This window comes from Caulobacter sp. 05L422 (assembly GCF_056397765.1).
On the sequence record NZ_JBFTOB010000028.1, the window covers coordinates 22,615 to 35,658 of the forward strand.

Consider the following 13,044-nt stretch of genomic DNA (forward strand, 5'->3'; position numbering starts at 1 on the left):
TCATGATGACGTTGAAGATCGCCATGCGCAGCGTCCAGCGTAACCGCCGACGTTCCCTGATCACCGGCTTGACCATCGCCGTGGGCGCCGTGGCGCTGCTGATGATCGGCGCGCTGATGACCTACATCATCCTGGACTTCCAGACCGCGACCGTGCGTCGGGCCGGCCACCTCACGGTCTTTCGCGAAGGCTTCTTCGACTATGGCGCGGGCAACCCGTCGGCCTATGCGATCTCGGACTACAAGGTGCTGATCGCCAAGATCCAGCAGGATCCTGACCTCGCCGACAAGCTGACGGTCATCACCCCCTACCAGGCGGTCTTCGGCCTGGCCGGCAACTACGAGGCCAGCGCCTCGAAGGCCTTCTTTGGCCAGGGCGTCGTCCCCGCCGAACGGCGGCGCCTGCGAACCTGGAACGACTATCACATCGACCACTATCAAGGCGCGGGCTGGCCCTTGCCGGACAATCCCGAAGCGGGCCTCGTCGGCGAAGGCCTGGCCAAGATCCTCGGCCTTTGCAGGCCGCTGGAGATGGAGGACTGCCCACCCGCCGCGCCTCGGCTCGACAGCGTGGCGAGCGGCCCGTCGGAGGACTTCAGCCATCTGGCCGAGCCGTCGGCCAAGCCCGCCGGCGCGGCGTTCGACAAGACCGCCGCGGTCAACCCCATGCCCCGCATCGACCTGCTGGCGGCCACCTCCGATGGCGCGCCCAACGTGGTCAGCATGTTCGTGCACCACGCCGAGTTCCAAGGCCTCAAGGACCTGGACGACAACTTCATCGTCATGAACCTGGCCCTGGCCCAGAAGCTGACCTATGGCGCGGCGCCGCCCAAGGTCACCGGGATCATCATCCAACTCAAGCACACCAAGGACATGGCGGCGGTGAAGGCCCACCTGCGCGACATCCTGGCCGATCGCCCCGAGAAGCTGGAAATCCGCGACTTCACGGAACTGACGCCCCTCTATAGCCAGGCGGTCGGGTTCTTCCGTTTTCTGTTCTTCTTCTTCCTTCTCGTGATCGGCCTGACGGTGCTGTTCACCGTGACGAACACCGTCGGCATGAGCGTCATGGAGCGGACGAACGAGATCGGCGCCATGCGCGCGCTCGGCGTTCAACGCCGCGCGATTCGCGCCCAGTTCATGATCGAGGGCGCCTTCCTGGGCGTGACCGCCGCTTCCGTCGGGGTCGTCGCCGCGGCCGTGATCGCCACCGTCCTCAACCACTCGGGCATTGAATGGACCCCGCCAACGGCCGCGGGAACCGAGCCCTTGCGTCTGCTGCTGTTCGACAACCTGTCGCTGATCGGCTGGACGTGGATTTCCCTGGTGGCGCTTTCCGCCATGGCGGCGCTCTGGCCCGCCCACCGCGCTGCCGGCCTGCGCGTGATCGAGGCGCTCCGTCATGTCTAGGCGCTTTGATCGGCGATCCTTCCTGGCCGCTGGCGGCCTGATGATCCTGGCGCCCGCGACCGCGCGCGCCGACGACGGGCGCAAGCGGGGGCAGGACATTCTCGGCCAGGTCGATCGGGTGCGAAATCCGGGCCACGCCTTCCGCGTGAAATCGACCTTGGTGGAGTACCGCCAGGGGCGGCCGCAGGATCAGGTCGTACTCGACATCCTGGCCAAGCCCAGTCCGAGCACGCGCCAGCTGCGAAATCTGGCCCGATACCTCGCGCCGGCCCGCGACAAGAACAAGCTGTTCCTGATGGATGGCGGGTCGATGTGGTTCTACGACCCGGCGTCGTCGGCCAGCGTCCGCATCTCCCCGCAGCAACGCCTGCTCGGCCAAGCCTCGAACGGTGACGTGCTCGCCGCCAACTTCGCCCAGGACTACGACGCGACCTATATCGCCGACGAAACCATCAAGGACGCGGACCGCAATCTCACCGACACCTGGCGGCTGCAACTGATCCGCAAGGCGCCCGGCGCGACCTACAACAAGATCGATTGCTGGATCCAGAAATCGACCTTCTACATGATCAAGGGCCGGTTCTTCGCCGACAGCGGCCGCGAGTTGAAGTCGATCTACTACCGCGACTTTCGCGCGGAACTGGGAGGCATGCGGCCACGCGAAGCGCTGATCGTCGACCAGGTCAACACCGCGCTCGTCACCAAGATGACGTTCAGCGACTACCAGGCCACCGACATCCCCGAACTCTGGCTCCAGCGCGACTACCTGCCGCGCCTGCGGATCAAGTAAGCGTGCGGGCCAGGACAACTCTGATCATGACGGCGCTCTCGGCATTGTTGATCGCGAAGACGGCCACGGCTCAGACCTCCACGCCGGAGGATGATCTGGACCGGCTCGATCGCGCCGTCTCGACGGCCCGACCGGCGTCGGCGCAGACCAACCCGCACCTGCCGCCCCTCAATCTGCGGGCCGGAGACACCCTGGACCTGGCCTTCTCCCGACACAGTTTCACCATCCCGCCCCCCGTCCAGAATTCGCCCAAGGCGATCAACCGGCTCTATCTCGACATGCGCTGGCAAACCCCGCCGGCCGGGGACTTCGGCGTCCACCTCAGCGACCGGATCAACCTGGTCAACACCAGCAAGCAGGCCGGTTCGACCTGCGACTGCCTGCGCAACGACCTGCGCGAGCTCTACACGACCTGGTCGCCCGGCGACGCGATCTTCGTCGATCTCGGCTGGACCAACTTTCGCAACGGGGTCGCATCGGCGTTCAATCCCACCGACGTGTTCAAGGATCGCGCGGTGCTGGATTTCGACACCGCCGACGCCAGCGTCCTGCGCGAAGACCGGCTGGGCCCGCTGATGGCGCGCGGCCAATATGTCTTTGACAAGGGCTCGATCACGGCCGCCTACGCCCCGCGCCTGTCCGACCCCGATCCGTTCGGAGAACCCAACAGCGCGGTGTCGTTTCGCACCGGTCGCATCAACGCCGGCGAGCGCTTCATCCTCAAGGGGAACGTCAGGCTCGGCCGCGATTTCGCGCCGGAAGTTCTCGTCTTCAAAACCCATGGCGATTGGCGCCTGGGCGTGAACCTGACCCGCGGCCTGGGCGACAAGGCGACCGCCTATGTCGAGGCGGCCGGCGGCTCCAGGCGCACGCTGGCGGCCGACGCCATCCAATTTGGAATCCTGACCGGAGCCCTGCCCGCCCAGGCGACGACGCCCGTCGGCGACGACGGCAAACAGGTTCTCGCCCAGTTGGCCGCCGGGGTGAACTATACGACCAACGCCAATGTGACGCTGTCGGTCGAGTACGACTACAACGGCGCGGGGCTCTCACCGGACGACTGGCGCGCGTGGATGAAGCTGGGCGCCGCCGCACCGGGCCTGCTGGTCCGTGGGCAGTTCTGGTACGCGCGGGAATATGCGCAGCAGTTTCAAGAGCCGTTCCTGCAGCACAACATCTTCGTGCGCGCCGGCTCGGACAATGCATTCATTCGCGACCTGTCCTTGTCGGGACTGGCGATCGTCTCTCCCGTGGATGGATCGGCCATCATCCAAGGCGGCTTAGACTACTCGATCAATGGAGGGTATTCGTTCGGCCTCGTCGCCTTTAGCAGCGTCGGCGCGCACGACACCCAATACGGCAGCTTGCCCTCGAAATTTGGGATTGCATTTTCGATTTCTTACTACATAAAGTAGATAAAAGTATATACACCTCTCTATGTCTGAATATTTTCGCTCAATACTATATTTTGAGATCGGATAATCATGAAATCTTTGGAAATTGAGGTCGTTGAGACCAAAACGCTCCCCCTTCTGCTTGCGGAAATGGCCAAGATCGTGAACACCGATGCGGTCGATCCCGATGTGGGCATCGGCGAGCTCGGCTTCGACTCCTTGAAAGTGGTCGAACTCATCCTGGTCTGCGACCAGCTCTACGCCGCGGAAATCGAACCGGAAAAGCTGGACGTCTCCCAGTTCACCACGCTGCGGGACCTGGACCGGCAGCTGACGGAACTCGGCAAGATCGCCGCCTGATCCGCGCCTCGCGCCTAGGAGCCGAAAGATGAACGCCCCACCCTTGGCTGAGCGGCGCGAAGACTCGCGGTCGCGCAGCTGGCTGTCGCAGCCCGCCGCGGCGGATCTCGAAACCTGCTGCTACGTCTTCGATCCGTCGATCGTCATCGCGCGTCACACCGCGCTGAAGGCGGCGCTCGGCACGCCCCTGATCGTCTCGGTGAAGGCCAATCCGAACATCGACCTCTATGTTCGGACCGCCCAGTCGTTCACCGACGGCGTCGAGCTGGCGAGCATCGGCGAACTGAATCTGGTGGTGGGCCGCGCGCCCGCGCCGCGTTTCGTCACCTCTCCCGCCATGAGCCGCGACTTCATGGCCGCGGCCATCGCGTCGCGCGCGACGATCCTGCTCGACAATCTCGACCAGGTCGCCTTGGCCGAGGTGCTGGCGCCGACCTCCAAGGGCCAGGCGCGGTTCGGCCTACGGCTGAACGCCGCGAGCCTGACCCCGGACGCGCCGGCCGACCACTTCGGCCTGGACATGGCCGCCGCGGTCACCGCGGTCCAGCGCCTGGCCGCCATCGGCGCGCCTCCGGTCGGGCTGCACGCCTATGCCGGGTCATACAGCTTCGGAAAGGGATCCATCGCCCTGGCCCAGGCGGCGTCCAAGGCGTTCGATGCGATCGACACGATCATCCCCGACCATCTGGAGTTCCTGAACCTGGGCGGCGGATTTTCGGAGGATTGGGTCGAGGACGACACCTTCACGGCCTATCGCGACGTGGTCCGTACGCTGAGCGAGCGAACGACCATCCTTCACGAGGCCGGACGCGCGATCTACGCCGACTGCGGAGCCTTCGTGACCAAGGTGGTCGCCGTGAAGATCATCGGCGAGGACGCTTTCGTGGTCTGCGACGGCGGCCTGGCGCAAGCCTTCCTGCTGGCCCAGACCGAACGCTTCATCAAGAGCTACGCCACGCCGCGCGTCATGCGCCAGGCGCCAGCGGTCGCGCGGAGCGGCGTGCGTGCGGTTCATGTCGTCGGCAACAGCTGCAATCGCGCCGATCGCATCGGCGTCCTGCCGCCTTCCGAACTGCCCAGCGTCGGCGACCTGCTGGTGTTCGACCGTTGCGGCGCCTACCACACCTATTCCCCCAACGGCTTCCTGAACCTTCCGACGGCAGGGAGATACATCATCTCATGAACGTCATGGCGAACGCGGTCGCGGCAACGGCCGCGCGGGAGATATGGCCCGCCGGCGCCAAGGCGCAGGGGATTCTCGCCCGTGCCCCGTCGCACGGCAAACCCTACCGCGCGGAACTGGGCGTGATGCCGCTGTACGAGCCGCGGGAATACATGAACGCGGCGGACTTCGAGAACCCGGCAAAGGCCCCCATCCTGCTATGCCCCAGCCAGCGATACGCGCTGCTGGCGGGTCTGGTGCGCGAGGCGCGCGAAACGATCGACGGCCTGACGGTGATGGTCGTCCGCCTGTGCGGTGCGGACTTCAAGGTCCAGTTGCCCGCCGATCTGCTGGCCGCGGACGTCCTGCTGACCCACGACCCGGAATATCTGGCGCCGGCCCTGGCGCGGAGCGGGCGTTCGGGCGCTCTGCTGTTCTGGCACAGCCTGCGGACCGACGGTTACGAGACCGGCGACAACCAGATCTCGATGACGATGATGGGCGCCCACAGCGTTCCCAGCTTCCTGCGTTTCGTCAGGGAGAACGAGATCCTCCGGTCGCTGGCGGACCTGTCGGTGACGACCTGGGGCTGCGATCACGCCGTCGCGCAGCCGGCGGCGTTCTGATCATGCTCGCCCGCGGGACCCTCGACTCCGCCGGGCCGCCCAAGGCCCGCACCGAGCACGTGACGGTGCTGTCCGCCTCGCACTGGCGCATGGAATGCGCCCTGGCCCCCGGCTCCACCACCCTGTCCCAACGCCTGGCGCCGGCGGCCGAGATCGTCGCCGCCCAGGCCGCCGCGATCGCATCGCGGCATCCCGATCTGAGCTTCGAACACCTCATCTGCAGCACCTATCTGTCGCAGGCCTTCACCAGCATCGCCGAGCGCACCGAGGGCTTCAGGGAAACGGTCCAAGCGGCCACGGGACGCGACATCACCGCGATCATCCACACCTACGAATGCGCGGGCTGGGGCTATGCGCTGCGGTTCCTGGCCGACCACAGCGGCGAGACCCACGTGATGCTCAGCATCGTCGACCTGGACCTGTGCGAGTTTGTCTGGACCGAGCACCACCCCCTGATCGGCCACTCCGGCTTCGGCGTGACCACCCTGCTCCTGACCCTGCCGGCCGACTGGTCGGCGCGCGGACTGTGCGACGGCCCCTATCCGGACAGCGGCTTTCGAAACTTCGTGCGCGCCCTGCGCGACTACACACCCCCGCCTGGCGCGCCTCCGATCTTCGCCCCGTTCTTCCGTCAGGATCTGCGCGCGATCTGCGAGCGCATGATCGGAGCCGAGGCGCTCGCGCCCGACCGGCAGGAGCGCTACGGGCACTGCTTCGGCTCCGACCCCTGGATCGGCCTGATCGAATGGGTGCAGGCCGATCCGGCCCACCGGGACGAAACGGTCACGTTGGGCAGCCTCGCCTACAACGGATACTTCTCCATCTGTCCCGTCACCGTCCCGTCGGACGTCTGGGTCGATTTCAGGATCTTCACCGAAGCGGCCCCGTTCGTCCCAACCGCCCCCTCGCCGCGCCTGGCGCCGGCGCTGAGCGGATCGAACTGATGTCGCGCTCCGATACCGACACGCCGATCTCGCCGGTCCAACTCGAAGCGGTGGTCCATTGGGTCACCCGGCCGCCCTTCGCCGCCGACCTGGACACCCGCGAGGCGCGGGCGCGACTGCTCGCGGGCTGCGTCGCCGCCCAGTTGCGGTCGATCGAGGGACTGCTGGACGAAGAGCCCGCGGAATTCGTCATCTGCTCGACCGTTCTCAGCGGGTTCATGGCCGGCGATCCGCAGATCGCCCAGCGCTTCTTCGACCTGATCGAGGAGGGCTGCGGGCGCCGGCCGCTGGGCATCATCCAGACCTATATGTGCGTCGGATGGGGCTATGCGCTGCGCTTCTTCGCGCGGCACACCAGCACGCGCCGCGTGCTGGTGGTCCTGCTGGACGTCGAGTTGGACAACCTGCGCTACCATCTGCGCCAGCAGGCCATCGGGGTGCTCGGTTTCGGGGTTTCGAGCCTGCTGTTCACGCTGCCGCAAGACGGCGGAGAGGTCGCCCAGACCGGAGGCCCGTTCGCCGACAGCGCCTTCAAGGAATTCGTCATGGCGATCCGCTCGCGGCACGCCAAGCACGGCCGGCAATACACCTTCGGGCCATTCCTGAACGGCGAGATGGGCGGCATGCTCGATCGCCTCCTGGGTCCGCGGGACTTCCTGGCGCCGAACCGAAACGACGAACTGGGTCACTGCTTCGGCGCCGACCCCTTCATCAGCATCATCGACTACCTGAAGGCCCGGCCTCTGGACGCTCCGGTGGACGTCACGGCCGGAGCCATCGCCTTCAACGGCTACTACGCCATCGCGACGCTGCGGCTCCACGCCGGCACCCACCACGTCTTTCACGCCCTGGACGCCGACAGCGCGGCCCTGCGCGCCCTGATCGGCCAATACATGCCCGAGACGCTCTCGCCCGTCACCGCCGATCCGGACGTGCGCGCCGCCGAACCGTCTCTTCCATGACCGCCAGGCGCGTGGATCACAACGACGCGCAAGGAGACTTCAGATGTCGTTCAAATCGTTGACGGAAACGCCACCGCACCAGGTCTCCCCGAGGGCTGAATGGAACCACGCGGCCGACGCGACGCGCTGGGTCCGCGCCGACCTGATGGTGGTGACGCCCGCGGATGAGGATCCCGGCAGCCAGGATCTGGGCGACCTGTACCGCAAGGCGGTTCGCGGCCAATGGGACGCCGACGTCGCGATCGACTGGACCCACGAGCTGGACGAGCGCAATCCGCTCCAGGTGCCCGACGCCGTCAACGCCCTGGCCGGAACGGCCGTCTGGGAGCGGATGACGGACAAGGAGCGGATCAACCTGCGGCGCCACGTCCAAGGCTGGCAGATTTCCCAGATCCTGCACGGCGAGCGCGCGTCCATGATGTGCGCCAGCAAGCTGATGCTGTCGGCCGGCGATCCGATGCTGAAGGCCTGCGCGGCGCTGCAGGCGACTGACGAGGCGCGTCATGTCGATGTGTACAGCCGGCTGCTGGACAAAATCGGCGTGCGGTACGACGTCTCGCCCAAGCTGGACCGGCTGTTGTTCGACACGCTGCGGGACTCCGATCCGGACATCACGACCCTGGGCATGCAGATTTTGATCGAGGGGCTGGCCCTGGCCTTCTTCAAGAGCCTGCAAGGCTATTCGAACGACGGCATGGTCAAGAATCTGTTCGGCCTGGTGGTGCGCGACGAGGCCCGACACTTCGCCGGCGGCCAGTTGTCACTGGCCGAAAAGCATAAGCACCTGACCAGCGCCGAGTTGAGCCACCGCGAGGAGTTCGTGACCCAGGCCTGCCTGCTGCTGCACGAATATCTGTACGCCGATGAAATCTGGGCGTCGCTAGGCCTGCCGAGCGCTGAATGTTCGCAACTGACACGCAACTCGCCCGTCACCCAGGGCATGCATCGCATCCTGTTCCGCAACCTGGTGCCGGCCGTGCGGGGGATCGGACTGCTGGGCCCCAAGGCCACTCGCGCCTTTGAACAGATCGGCGTGCTCGACTACGCGGCGTTCCCCGCCTGACAGGCGCCGCCCCTGGGCGCGTTCGACAATTTCAACAGGAAGCATTGGGCGCGGAAGCGGGACATCAGCAAGGTGAAGGCCTCGCTCGAAAAGGATTTCGGCGCCATCGCTTATGTGCCGCCCGAAGCTGATCGGGAAGACTAATCATGCTCAGGCGCCGTCAAAGCAGCTTGTAGGCGATAGCGACACCGCCAGCGTCGCGGCCGAACTGGAGGCCATGCGCCTGGAGGACCCGTGGTTCGATGAGGCCGTGGAGCCGATCTATCAGCGCCATGTCGTCGGCTACTTCGAAGCGCTGTCCAAGATGCACCGGCGAGAGAGTGGCGACGGATACGGGCCGAGGACGGCTCACTGTTGGACATGCGTGAGAACTATTTCTACGATATTCCCGCCGTTCGTACGCCACGGCGCGATAAGGGCAAGAAACGTCCCCAGCTTTAGGATTGGGGGCGAAGATGGCTTTTTCCCAATGGGCGCCTCCAGTTTTCGACGTTTGGAACGCGCCATTGCTGCGTCTAGCGCCGACGCAATATGGCAAACTATTCAAGGTCGGGCGGACACTGCTCCTGTCGCCAGCGATGCGGCGGTAGACCCACCAATGTGGAAAACACCCGCGTCATATGGGCTTGATTGCAAAAGCCACACACCAGAGCGATGACCGCGAGGCTCTCGTCGCCCATCAGCAGCATGCACTTGGCCTTCTCGATGCGCATGGATCGGACGTAAGCGCCCAAGGTCTCGCCGAAGGTCGCCTTGAAGGCGCGGGCAAAGTAACTGGGACTGCGCTGTATGACGGCGGCGGCCTCAGGGAGCCCAACTGGCCCGTCGTATCGCTCGTCCAGGAACGCCTGGATCTTGCGAACCTGCCAGCCGGCCAACTGGATGTACAGCCTGCTGCGAGCGGCCTTGCCGGGCATTGCAGCCTTGCGTCGGACCGTTCCCTGCTCGATACCGCCGGCGATTTCCTGGTCATTCGGCCCCAAGGCAAGCCGCCTCAAGGCGATTGCAGGGGAAGGCGATGAGGTTGTGCTTCCGAGGAGTGTCATCGGACCGTCTTCATTCCAGAGTCAGGGAAGTCGCTTCGACACGGCGCCGGCGTCGATACGGTCAGCGAGGCGCTCGCGAACCGCACGAGCGGCCTCAAAGCGTCGCCAGGGTGTCCCGACGATCCAGCGACGGATCGCCCGCGATGGTCGCCTGCATCCGGCCGCCCAGATCGGAGCCAAGCAGCGACTCCGCCGACCCGGTCAGCACCGCCACCGTACCGGACCGGCTGGACTGATAGGAAAATGCGCCGCCCATTCGAACCGCGATCTCCGTCACGAGACGGCGCCCGATCCCGGAGCGCTGGAGGTCGGCGTCCGGAAGTCCGCACCCGTCATCGGCGACCAGCAAGGTGAACTTGCCCTCGACGATGGAGAAGCCGACGCGGATCTCTCCAGGCTCGCCGGCGCCGTAGGCGTACTTGCAGGCGTTGGCGACCAGTTCGTTGACGGCCATGCCCAACTGGATCGCCGCCTCCGCGCTCATCAGGCCGGTCGCACAGAAGGGGGTGACCTTGATCCTTCCCGATTCACCGGCCCACAGGTCGGCAAGCCTGCCGGTGAGTTGCACGAGGTAGTCGTCGAACGGGATCGTTCGCGCGTCCGATGACACGCTGAGCAGCAGGTGGACGTCCGCGATCGCCGATACCCGCATTGCCTGGTCGCGGACCGCGGCTGATGCGCCGTCCTTCCTGCCAGCGCCGACATGGGCGGCCGCGATGACCGCCTGGAGTGAATTGGCGATCCGATGGTTGGCCTCCCGGAGCATCATTTCGATGTGTGCGGATGCGTTCTTGCGCCTCGCAGGAAAAGGTCGGCCCGCAAATATTTCCCGTCATGACAGCCTGTCTCCCGGTGGTCCGCTCAGGGATCGGAAGGTCGCAGAGGCTGGCGTGGCTGGCCAAATATCTGCCGCTAGTCGCCGTGAGGGGCGATCGGTGACGCGTTAGCTCGTCAACCGGGAGCTGCGCTTCGCCACAAGGTCACCTAGGAGCCACGCGGTCGGTCGCGAGAAAGCTCAAAGCAGAAGGTATTAAGCGGTTCTGGCGGACAGGATCGTACAATCGGCGGTATTGGCGCGCCCTGCTGGATTCGAACCAGCGACCGCTCGCTTAGAAGGCGAGTGCTCTATCCAGCTGAGCTAAGGGCGCGAACCCCGTGGGGATCTCTGGAAATCTCGGGGAAACTTGAGGCGGAACGCCTAGTGCGTCCAGGGTTGCTTGCGGCCGGCGGCGAAGTTGTCGGCGTAGGCCTTGATGATCCGCTTGGGCGTCTTGGGCTCGAACAGCTGGAACGAGATCTCGTGACGCTGGGCGTAGGCCACGGCTTCGTCGCGGGTCTCGAAGTTCAGGCGCACCTGGCCGTTCATGTCGCTCGACTGGGTCCAGCCCATCAACGGGTCGGAACGTCTGGCCGAGGCCGGTTCGAACTCCAGCACCCAATCCTTGGTCTTGGCCTTGCCGGACTGCATGGCGGTCTTGGCGGGGCGGTAGATGCGCGCGAGCATGAAAGCCTCTCCGGGTCGATCGTCCCCCCTTCGGAAAGGGGGTCTAGGTGGTCGGAGCGGCAGGATTTGAACCTGCGACCCTCTGGTCCCAAACCAGATGCGCTACCAGGCTGCGCTACGCTCCGAAACACCGAGCGGGTGCTCTACAGGGCTTCGTCGCCGGGAGCAAACGGAACGGGCGCCCTTCAGCCCTTCGGGAAGATTTTGTTGAGCACCCGGTCGCCCGGCAGGATGCCCAGCTGGGCGGCGCGGCCGCCGGGGATCTCCAGCACGCCGCGGATGATCCCGCCCGAGGGCAGCGGCGTCTCGTCGTGCGGCACGGCGTTGCGGGCGATCGACAGCACCCGGCCGTCGGGCGCGATGTAGAGGATGTCCAGCGGGATCAGGGTGTTCTTCATCCAGAACGCCGCCCGCTGGGGCGGATTGTACGGGAACAGCATGCCGCGGTCGGGGGCCAGCGACTTGCGGAACATCAGCCCCCGCTGCTGCTCGGCCTTGGTGACGGCCAGTTCGACGGTGAACTTGACCCGTCCCCGGCTGGTCAGGATCTCGACCGTGTCGAGCTTGGCCGAGGAGGCGGCCGCGGCGGGCTTGGGCTTGGCCTGCCAGGCCTGGGCCGGAGCGGCGATCAGGGCGCTCGAGATCAAGGCAAGGGCGACCAGCGCCAGGGCGCGTCGCCCGATCGTCTTCAGGCCGATCGTCGTCATCAAGCTCACGCGCGCCTCATCATCCTCGCCGCGTCCCGCGACGCGGCGATCCTACGACGTCACGCGCCGATGGCGAAAGTCGGGTCTTGAGGCTCAGTCCTCGCCGGGGGTGATCTCGGCCACCACCAGGCCCTTGGGGCCCTCGGCGAAGCGCACCATGACGTCGTCGCCGGGCTGCAGGTCTTCCAGTCCGCCGCGACGCAGGGTCTCGATGTGCACGAAGATGTCGCCCGGCTGGCCGTCGCGAACGACGAAGCCGTAGCCCTTGGTGCGGTTGAACCACTTGACCTTGGCGCGTTCGGCCGGCCCCACCGGCTCCAGCGTCTGGCGGCCGCTGTCGACGCCCGATCGGAAGTGGTCGCGACGCAGGCCCATGCCGCCGTCGCCGAACGACCGCTTGGGCCGCTCCATCGGCGCGCTGGCGGCGCTTTCGTCCAGATCCACGACCTCGGACACCTGCCAGCCCTTGGGACGCTTGACCACGTCGCAGACGATGATGGCGCCTTCCAGCGCGGTCTCCCGACCACAGTTGCGCAGGGACGTGACGTGCAGCAGCACGTCCTTCAGGCCCGTCTGGCCCGGATCGTCGGGGACGATGAAACCGTACCCCTTCCCCGTATCAAACCACTTCACGCGACCGCTGATACGCACGAATTCCTCATGCGATCCCGAGTCCTCGAAATCGAAACCAGACATTCCGCCCCTCTGGCTCGCCCAGACAGCCCAGGGGGCGAGCACCACAGAATAACACTGTTCTCGCGATAGGAGAGCCGTCAATAACCAATTGACGTCACAGGGCCATTGGAACCCCCGCGCGACATTTCGTCGCAGCGGCTAGACCGACATAAACCTGAAATGTCCGTGGTGGGTGGTAGTCCCTAGGGGAGTCGAACCCCTCTCTCCAGAATGAAAATCTGGCGTCCTAACCGATAGACGAAGGGACCACGGCGCCTGCATTAGGCGGGTATTCGCATGTAAAGTCTAAGTAGGCTTCGCGGTGGTAGTCCCTAGGGGAGTCGAACCCCTCTCTCCAGAATGAAAATCTGGCGTCCTAACCGATAGACGAAGGGACCACGT

Annotated in this window: 14 protein-coding genes and 4 tRNA genes; 9 read left to right on the top strand and 9 right to left on the bottom strand. The window is 65.6% G+C overall.

Annotation, left to right across the window (positions count from 1 at the left end):
- Nucleotides 1-2: 2 nt before the first annotated feature.
- The 9 genes from AC1DMQ_RS22720 (at nucleotide 3) to AC1DMQ_RS22760 (ending at nucleotide 8,710) form a co-directional block, all read left to right on the top strand.
- On the top strand, nucleotides 3-1,409 hold the full coding sequence (locus tag AC1DMQ_RS22720) for an ABC transporter permease (protein WP_477035811.1): 1,407 nt from the start codon (nucleotides 3-5) through the stop codon (nucleotides 1,407-1,409).
- Complete coding sequence (locus tag AC1DMQ_RS22725) at nucleotides 1,402-2,199, top strand: outer membrane lipoprotein-sorting protein (RefSeq protein WP_477035812.1); 798 nt, start codon at nucleotides 1,402-1,404, stop codon at nucleotides 2,197-2,199. The genes AC1DMQ_RS22720 and AC1DMQ_RS22725 overlap by 8 nt, the downstream gene beginning before the upstream one ends.
- A gap of 26 nt (nucleotides 2,200-2,225) precedes the next feature.
- Nucleotides 2,226-3,614 carry a hypothetical protein gene (locus tag AC1DMQ_RS22730; RefSeq protein WP_477035813.1) on the top strand — a complete coding sequence of 463 codons (1,389 nt, stop codon included), beginning with the start codon at nucleotides 2,226-2,228 and terminating at the stop codon, nucleotides 3,612-3,614.
- 69 nt (nucleotides 3,615-3,683) lie between these two features.
- On the top strand, nucleotides 3,684-3,953 hold the full coding sequence (locus AC1DMQ_RS22735; protein ID WP_477035814.1) for a phosphopantetheine-binding protein: 270 nt from the start codon (nucleotides 3,684-3,686) through the stop codon (nucleotides 3,951-3,953).
- A 28-nt stretch (nucleotides 3,954-3,981) separates the two neighbouring features.
- Nucleotides 3,982-5,136 carry a type III PLP-dependent enzyme domain-containing protein gene (locus tag AC1DMQ_RS22740; protein WP_477035815.1) on the top strand — a complete coding sequence of 385 codons (1,155 nt, stop codon included), beginning with the start codon at nucleotides 3,982-3,984 and terminating at the stop codon, nucleotides 5,134-5,136.
- Nucleotides 5,133-5,741 carry a hypothetical protein gene (locus tag AC1DMQ_RS22745; RefSeq protein WP_477035816.1) on the top strand — a complete coding sequence of 203 codons (609 nt, stop codon included), beginning with the start codon at nucleotides 5,133-5,135 and terminating at the stop codon, nucleotides 5,739-5,741. The genes AC1DMQ_RS22740 and AC1DMQ_RS22745 overlap by 4 nt, the downstream gene beginning before the upstream one ends.
- Before the next feature lie 2 nt (nucleotides 5,742-5,743).
- The gene (locus AC1DMQ_RS22750) at nucleotides 5,744-6,685 is read left to right on the top strand and encodes a hypothetical protein (protein WP_477035817.1); all 942 of its coding nucleotides are present in this window, start codon (nucleotides 5,744-5,746) and stop codon (nucleotides 6,683-6,685) included.
- Nucleotides 6,685-7,647, top strand: a complete 963-nt coding sequence (locus AC1DMQ_RS22755; protein WP_477035818.1) for a hypothetical protein — start codon at nucleotides 6,685-6,687, stop codon at nucleotides 7,645-7,647. Before AC1DMQ_RS22750 ends, AC1DMQ_RS22755 begins: the two co-directional genes overlap by 1 nt.
- Nucleotides 7,648-7,690: 43 nt before the next feature.
- Nucleotides 7,691-8,710, top strand: coding sequence for a diiron oxygenase (locus tag AC1DMQ_RS22760; protein ID WP_477035819.1), 1,020 nt, complete (start codon nucleotides 7,691-7,693; stop codon nucleotides 8,708-8,710).
- Nucleotides 8,711-9,249: 539 nt separating this feature from the next.
- Here the strand turns inward: AC1DMQ_RS22760 and AC1DMQ_RS22765 are convergent.
- From AC1DMQ_RS22765 to AC1DMQ_RS22805, 9 genes are all read right to left on the bottom strand, one after another.
- Nucleotides 9,250-9,693, bottom strand: coding sequence for a helix-turn-helix domain-containing protein (locus tag AC1DMQ_RS22765; protein WP_477035820.1), 444 nt, complete (start codon nucleotides 9,691-9,693; stop codon nucleotides 9,250-9,252).
- Nucleotides 9,694-9,850: 157 nt separating this feature from the next.
- Nucleotides 9,851-10,522 (bottom strand): sensor histidine kinase, encoded by a 672-nt coding sequence (locus AC1DMQ_RS22770; protein ID WP_477035821.1) that lies wholly within the window; start codon nucleotides 10,520-10,522, stop codon nucleotides 9,851-9,853.
- Nucleotides 10,523-10,827: 305 nt separating this feature from the next.
- Nucleotides 10,828-10,904, bottom strand: a tRNA-Arg gene (locus AC1DMQ_RS22775).
- Nucleotides 10,905-10,954: 50 nt separating this feature from the next.
- Nucleotides 10,955-11,260, bottom strand: coding sequence for an ETC complex I subunit (locus tag AC1DMQ_RS22780; RefSeq protein ID WP_035079271.1), 306 nt, complete (start codon nucleotides 11,258-11,260; stop codon nucleotides 10,955-10,957).
- 48 nt (nucleotides 11,261-11,308) lie between these two features.
- Nucleotides 11,309-11,385, bottom strand: a tRNA-Pro gene (locus tag AC1DMQ_RS22785).
- 60 nt (nucleotides 11,386-11,445) lie between these two features.
- Complete coding sequence (locus tag AC1DMQ_RS22790) at nucleotides 11,446-11,967, bottom strand: DUF192 domain-containing protein (protein ID WP_477035871.1); 522 nt, start codon at nucleotides 11,965-11,967, stop codon at nucleotides 11,446-11,448.
- Between the two features lie 93 nt (nucleotides 11,968-12,060).
- A complete protein-coding gene (gene cspD, locus AC1DMQ_RS22795; protein WP_477035822.1) occupies nucleotides 12,061-12,663 on the bottom strand; it encodes a stationary phase survival cold shock domain protein CspD in 603 nt (200 codons plus the stop codon).
- Between the two features lie 173 nt (nucleotides 12,664-12,836).
- Nucleotides 12,837-12,911, bottom strand: a tRNA-Glu gene (locus AC1DMQ_RS22800).
- A 54-nt stretch (nucleotides 12,912-12,965) separates the two neighbouring features.
- A tRNA-Glu gene (locus AC1DMQ_RS22805) sits at nucleotides 12,966-13,040 on the bottom strand.
- Nucleotides 13,041-13,044: the final 4 nt, after the last annotated feature.

Bases quoted from the DNA above. Each gene is read 5' to 3' on its own strand.
- AC1DMQ_RS22725 (WP_477035812.1), top strand. From the start codon at position 1,402: ATGTCTAGGCGCTTTGATCGGCGATCCTTCCTGGCCGCTGGCGGCCTG.
- AC1DMQ_RS22770 (WP_477035821.1), bottom strand. From the start codon at position 10,522: ATGCTCCGGGAGGCCAACCATCGGATCGCCAATTCACTCCAGGCGGTC.
- AC1DMQ_RS22745 (WP_477035816.1), top strand. From the start codon at position 5,133: ATGAACGTCATGGCGAACGCGGTCGCGGCAACGGCCGCGCGGGAGATA.
- AC1DMQ_RS22720 (WP_477035811.1), top strand. From the start codon at position 3: ATGATGACGTTGAAGATCGCCATGCGCAGCGTCCAGCGTAACCGCCGA.
- AC1DMQ_RS22780 (WP_035079271.1), bottom strand. From the start codon at position 11,260: ATGCTCGCGCGCATCTACCGCCCCGCCAAGACCGCCATGCAGTCCGGC.
- AC1DMQ_RS22760 (WP_477035819.1), top strand. From the start codon at position 7,691: ATGTCGTTCAAATCGTTGACGGAAACGCCACCGCACCAGGTCTCCCCG.
- cspD (WP_477035822.1), bottom strand. From the start codon at position 12,663: ATGTCTGGTTTCGATTTCGAGGACTCGGGATCGCATGAGGAATTCGTG.
- AC1DMQ_RS22740 (WP_477035815.1), top strand. From the start codon at position 3,982: ATGAACGCCCCACCCTTGGCTGAGCGGCGCGAAGACTCGCGGTCGCGC.
- AC1DMQ_RS22790 (WP_477035871.1), bottom strand. From the start codon at position 11,967: ATGACGACGATCGGCCTGAAGACGATCGGGCGACGCGCCCTGGCGCTG.
- AC1DMQ_RS22750 (WP_477035817.1), top strand. From the start codon at position 5,744: ATGCTCGCCCGCGGGACCCTCGACTCCGCCGGGCCGCCCAAGGCCCGC.
- AC1DMQ_RS22755 (WP_477035818.1), top strand. From the start codon at position 6,685: ATGTCGCGCTCCGATACCGACACGCCGATCTCGCCGGTCCAACTCGAA.
- AC1DMQ_RS22730 (WP_477035813.1), top strand. From the start codon at position 2,226: ATGACGGCGCTCTCGGCATTGTTGATCGCGAAGACGGCCACGGCTCAG.
- AC1DMQ_RS22735 (WP_477035814.1), top strand. From the start codon at position 3,684: ATGAAATCTTTGGAAATTGAGGTCGTTGAGACCAAAACGCTCCCCCTT.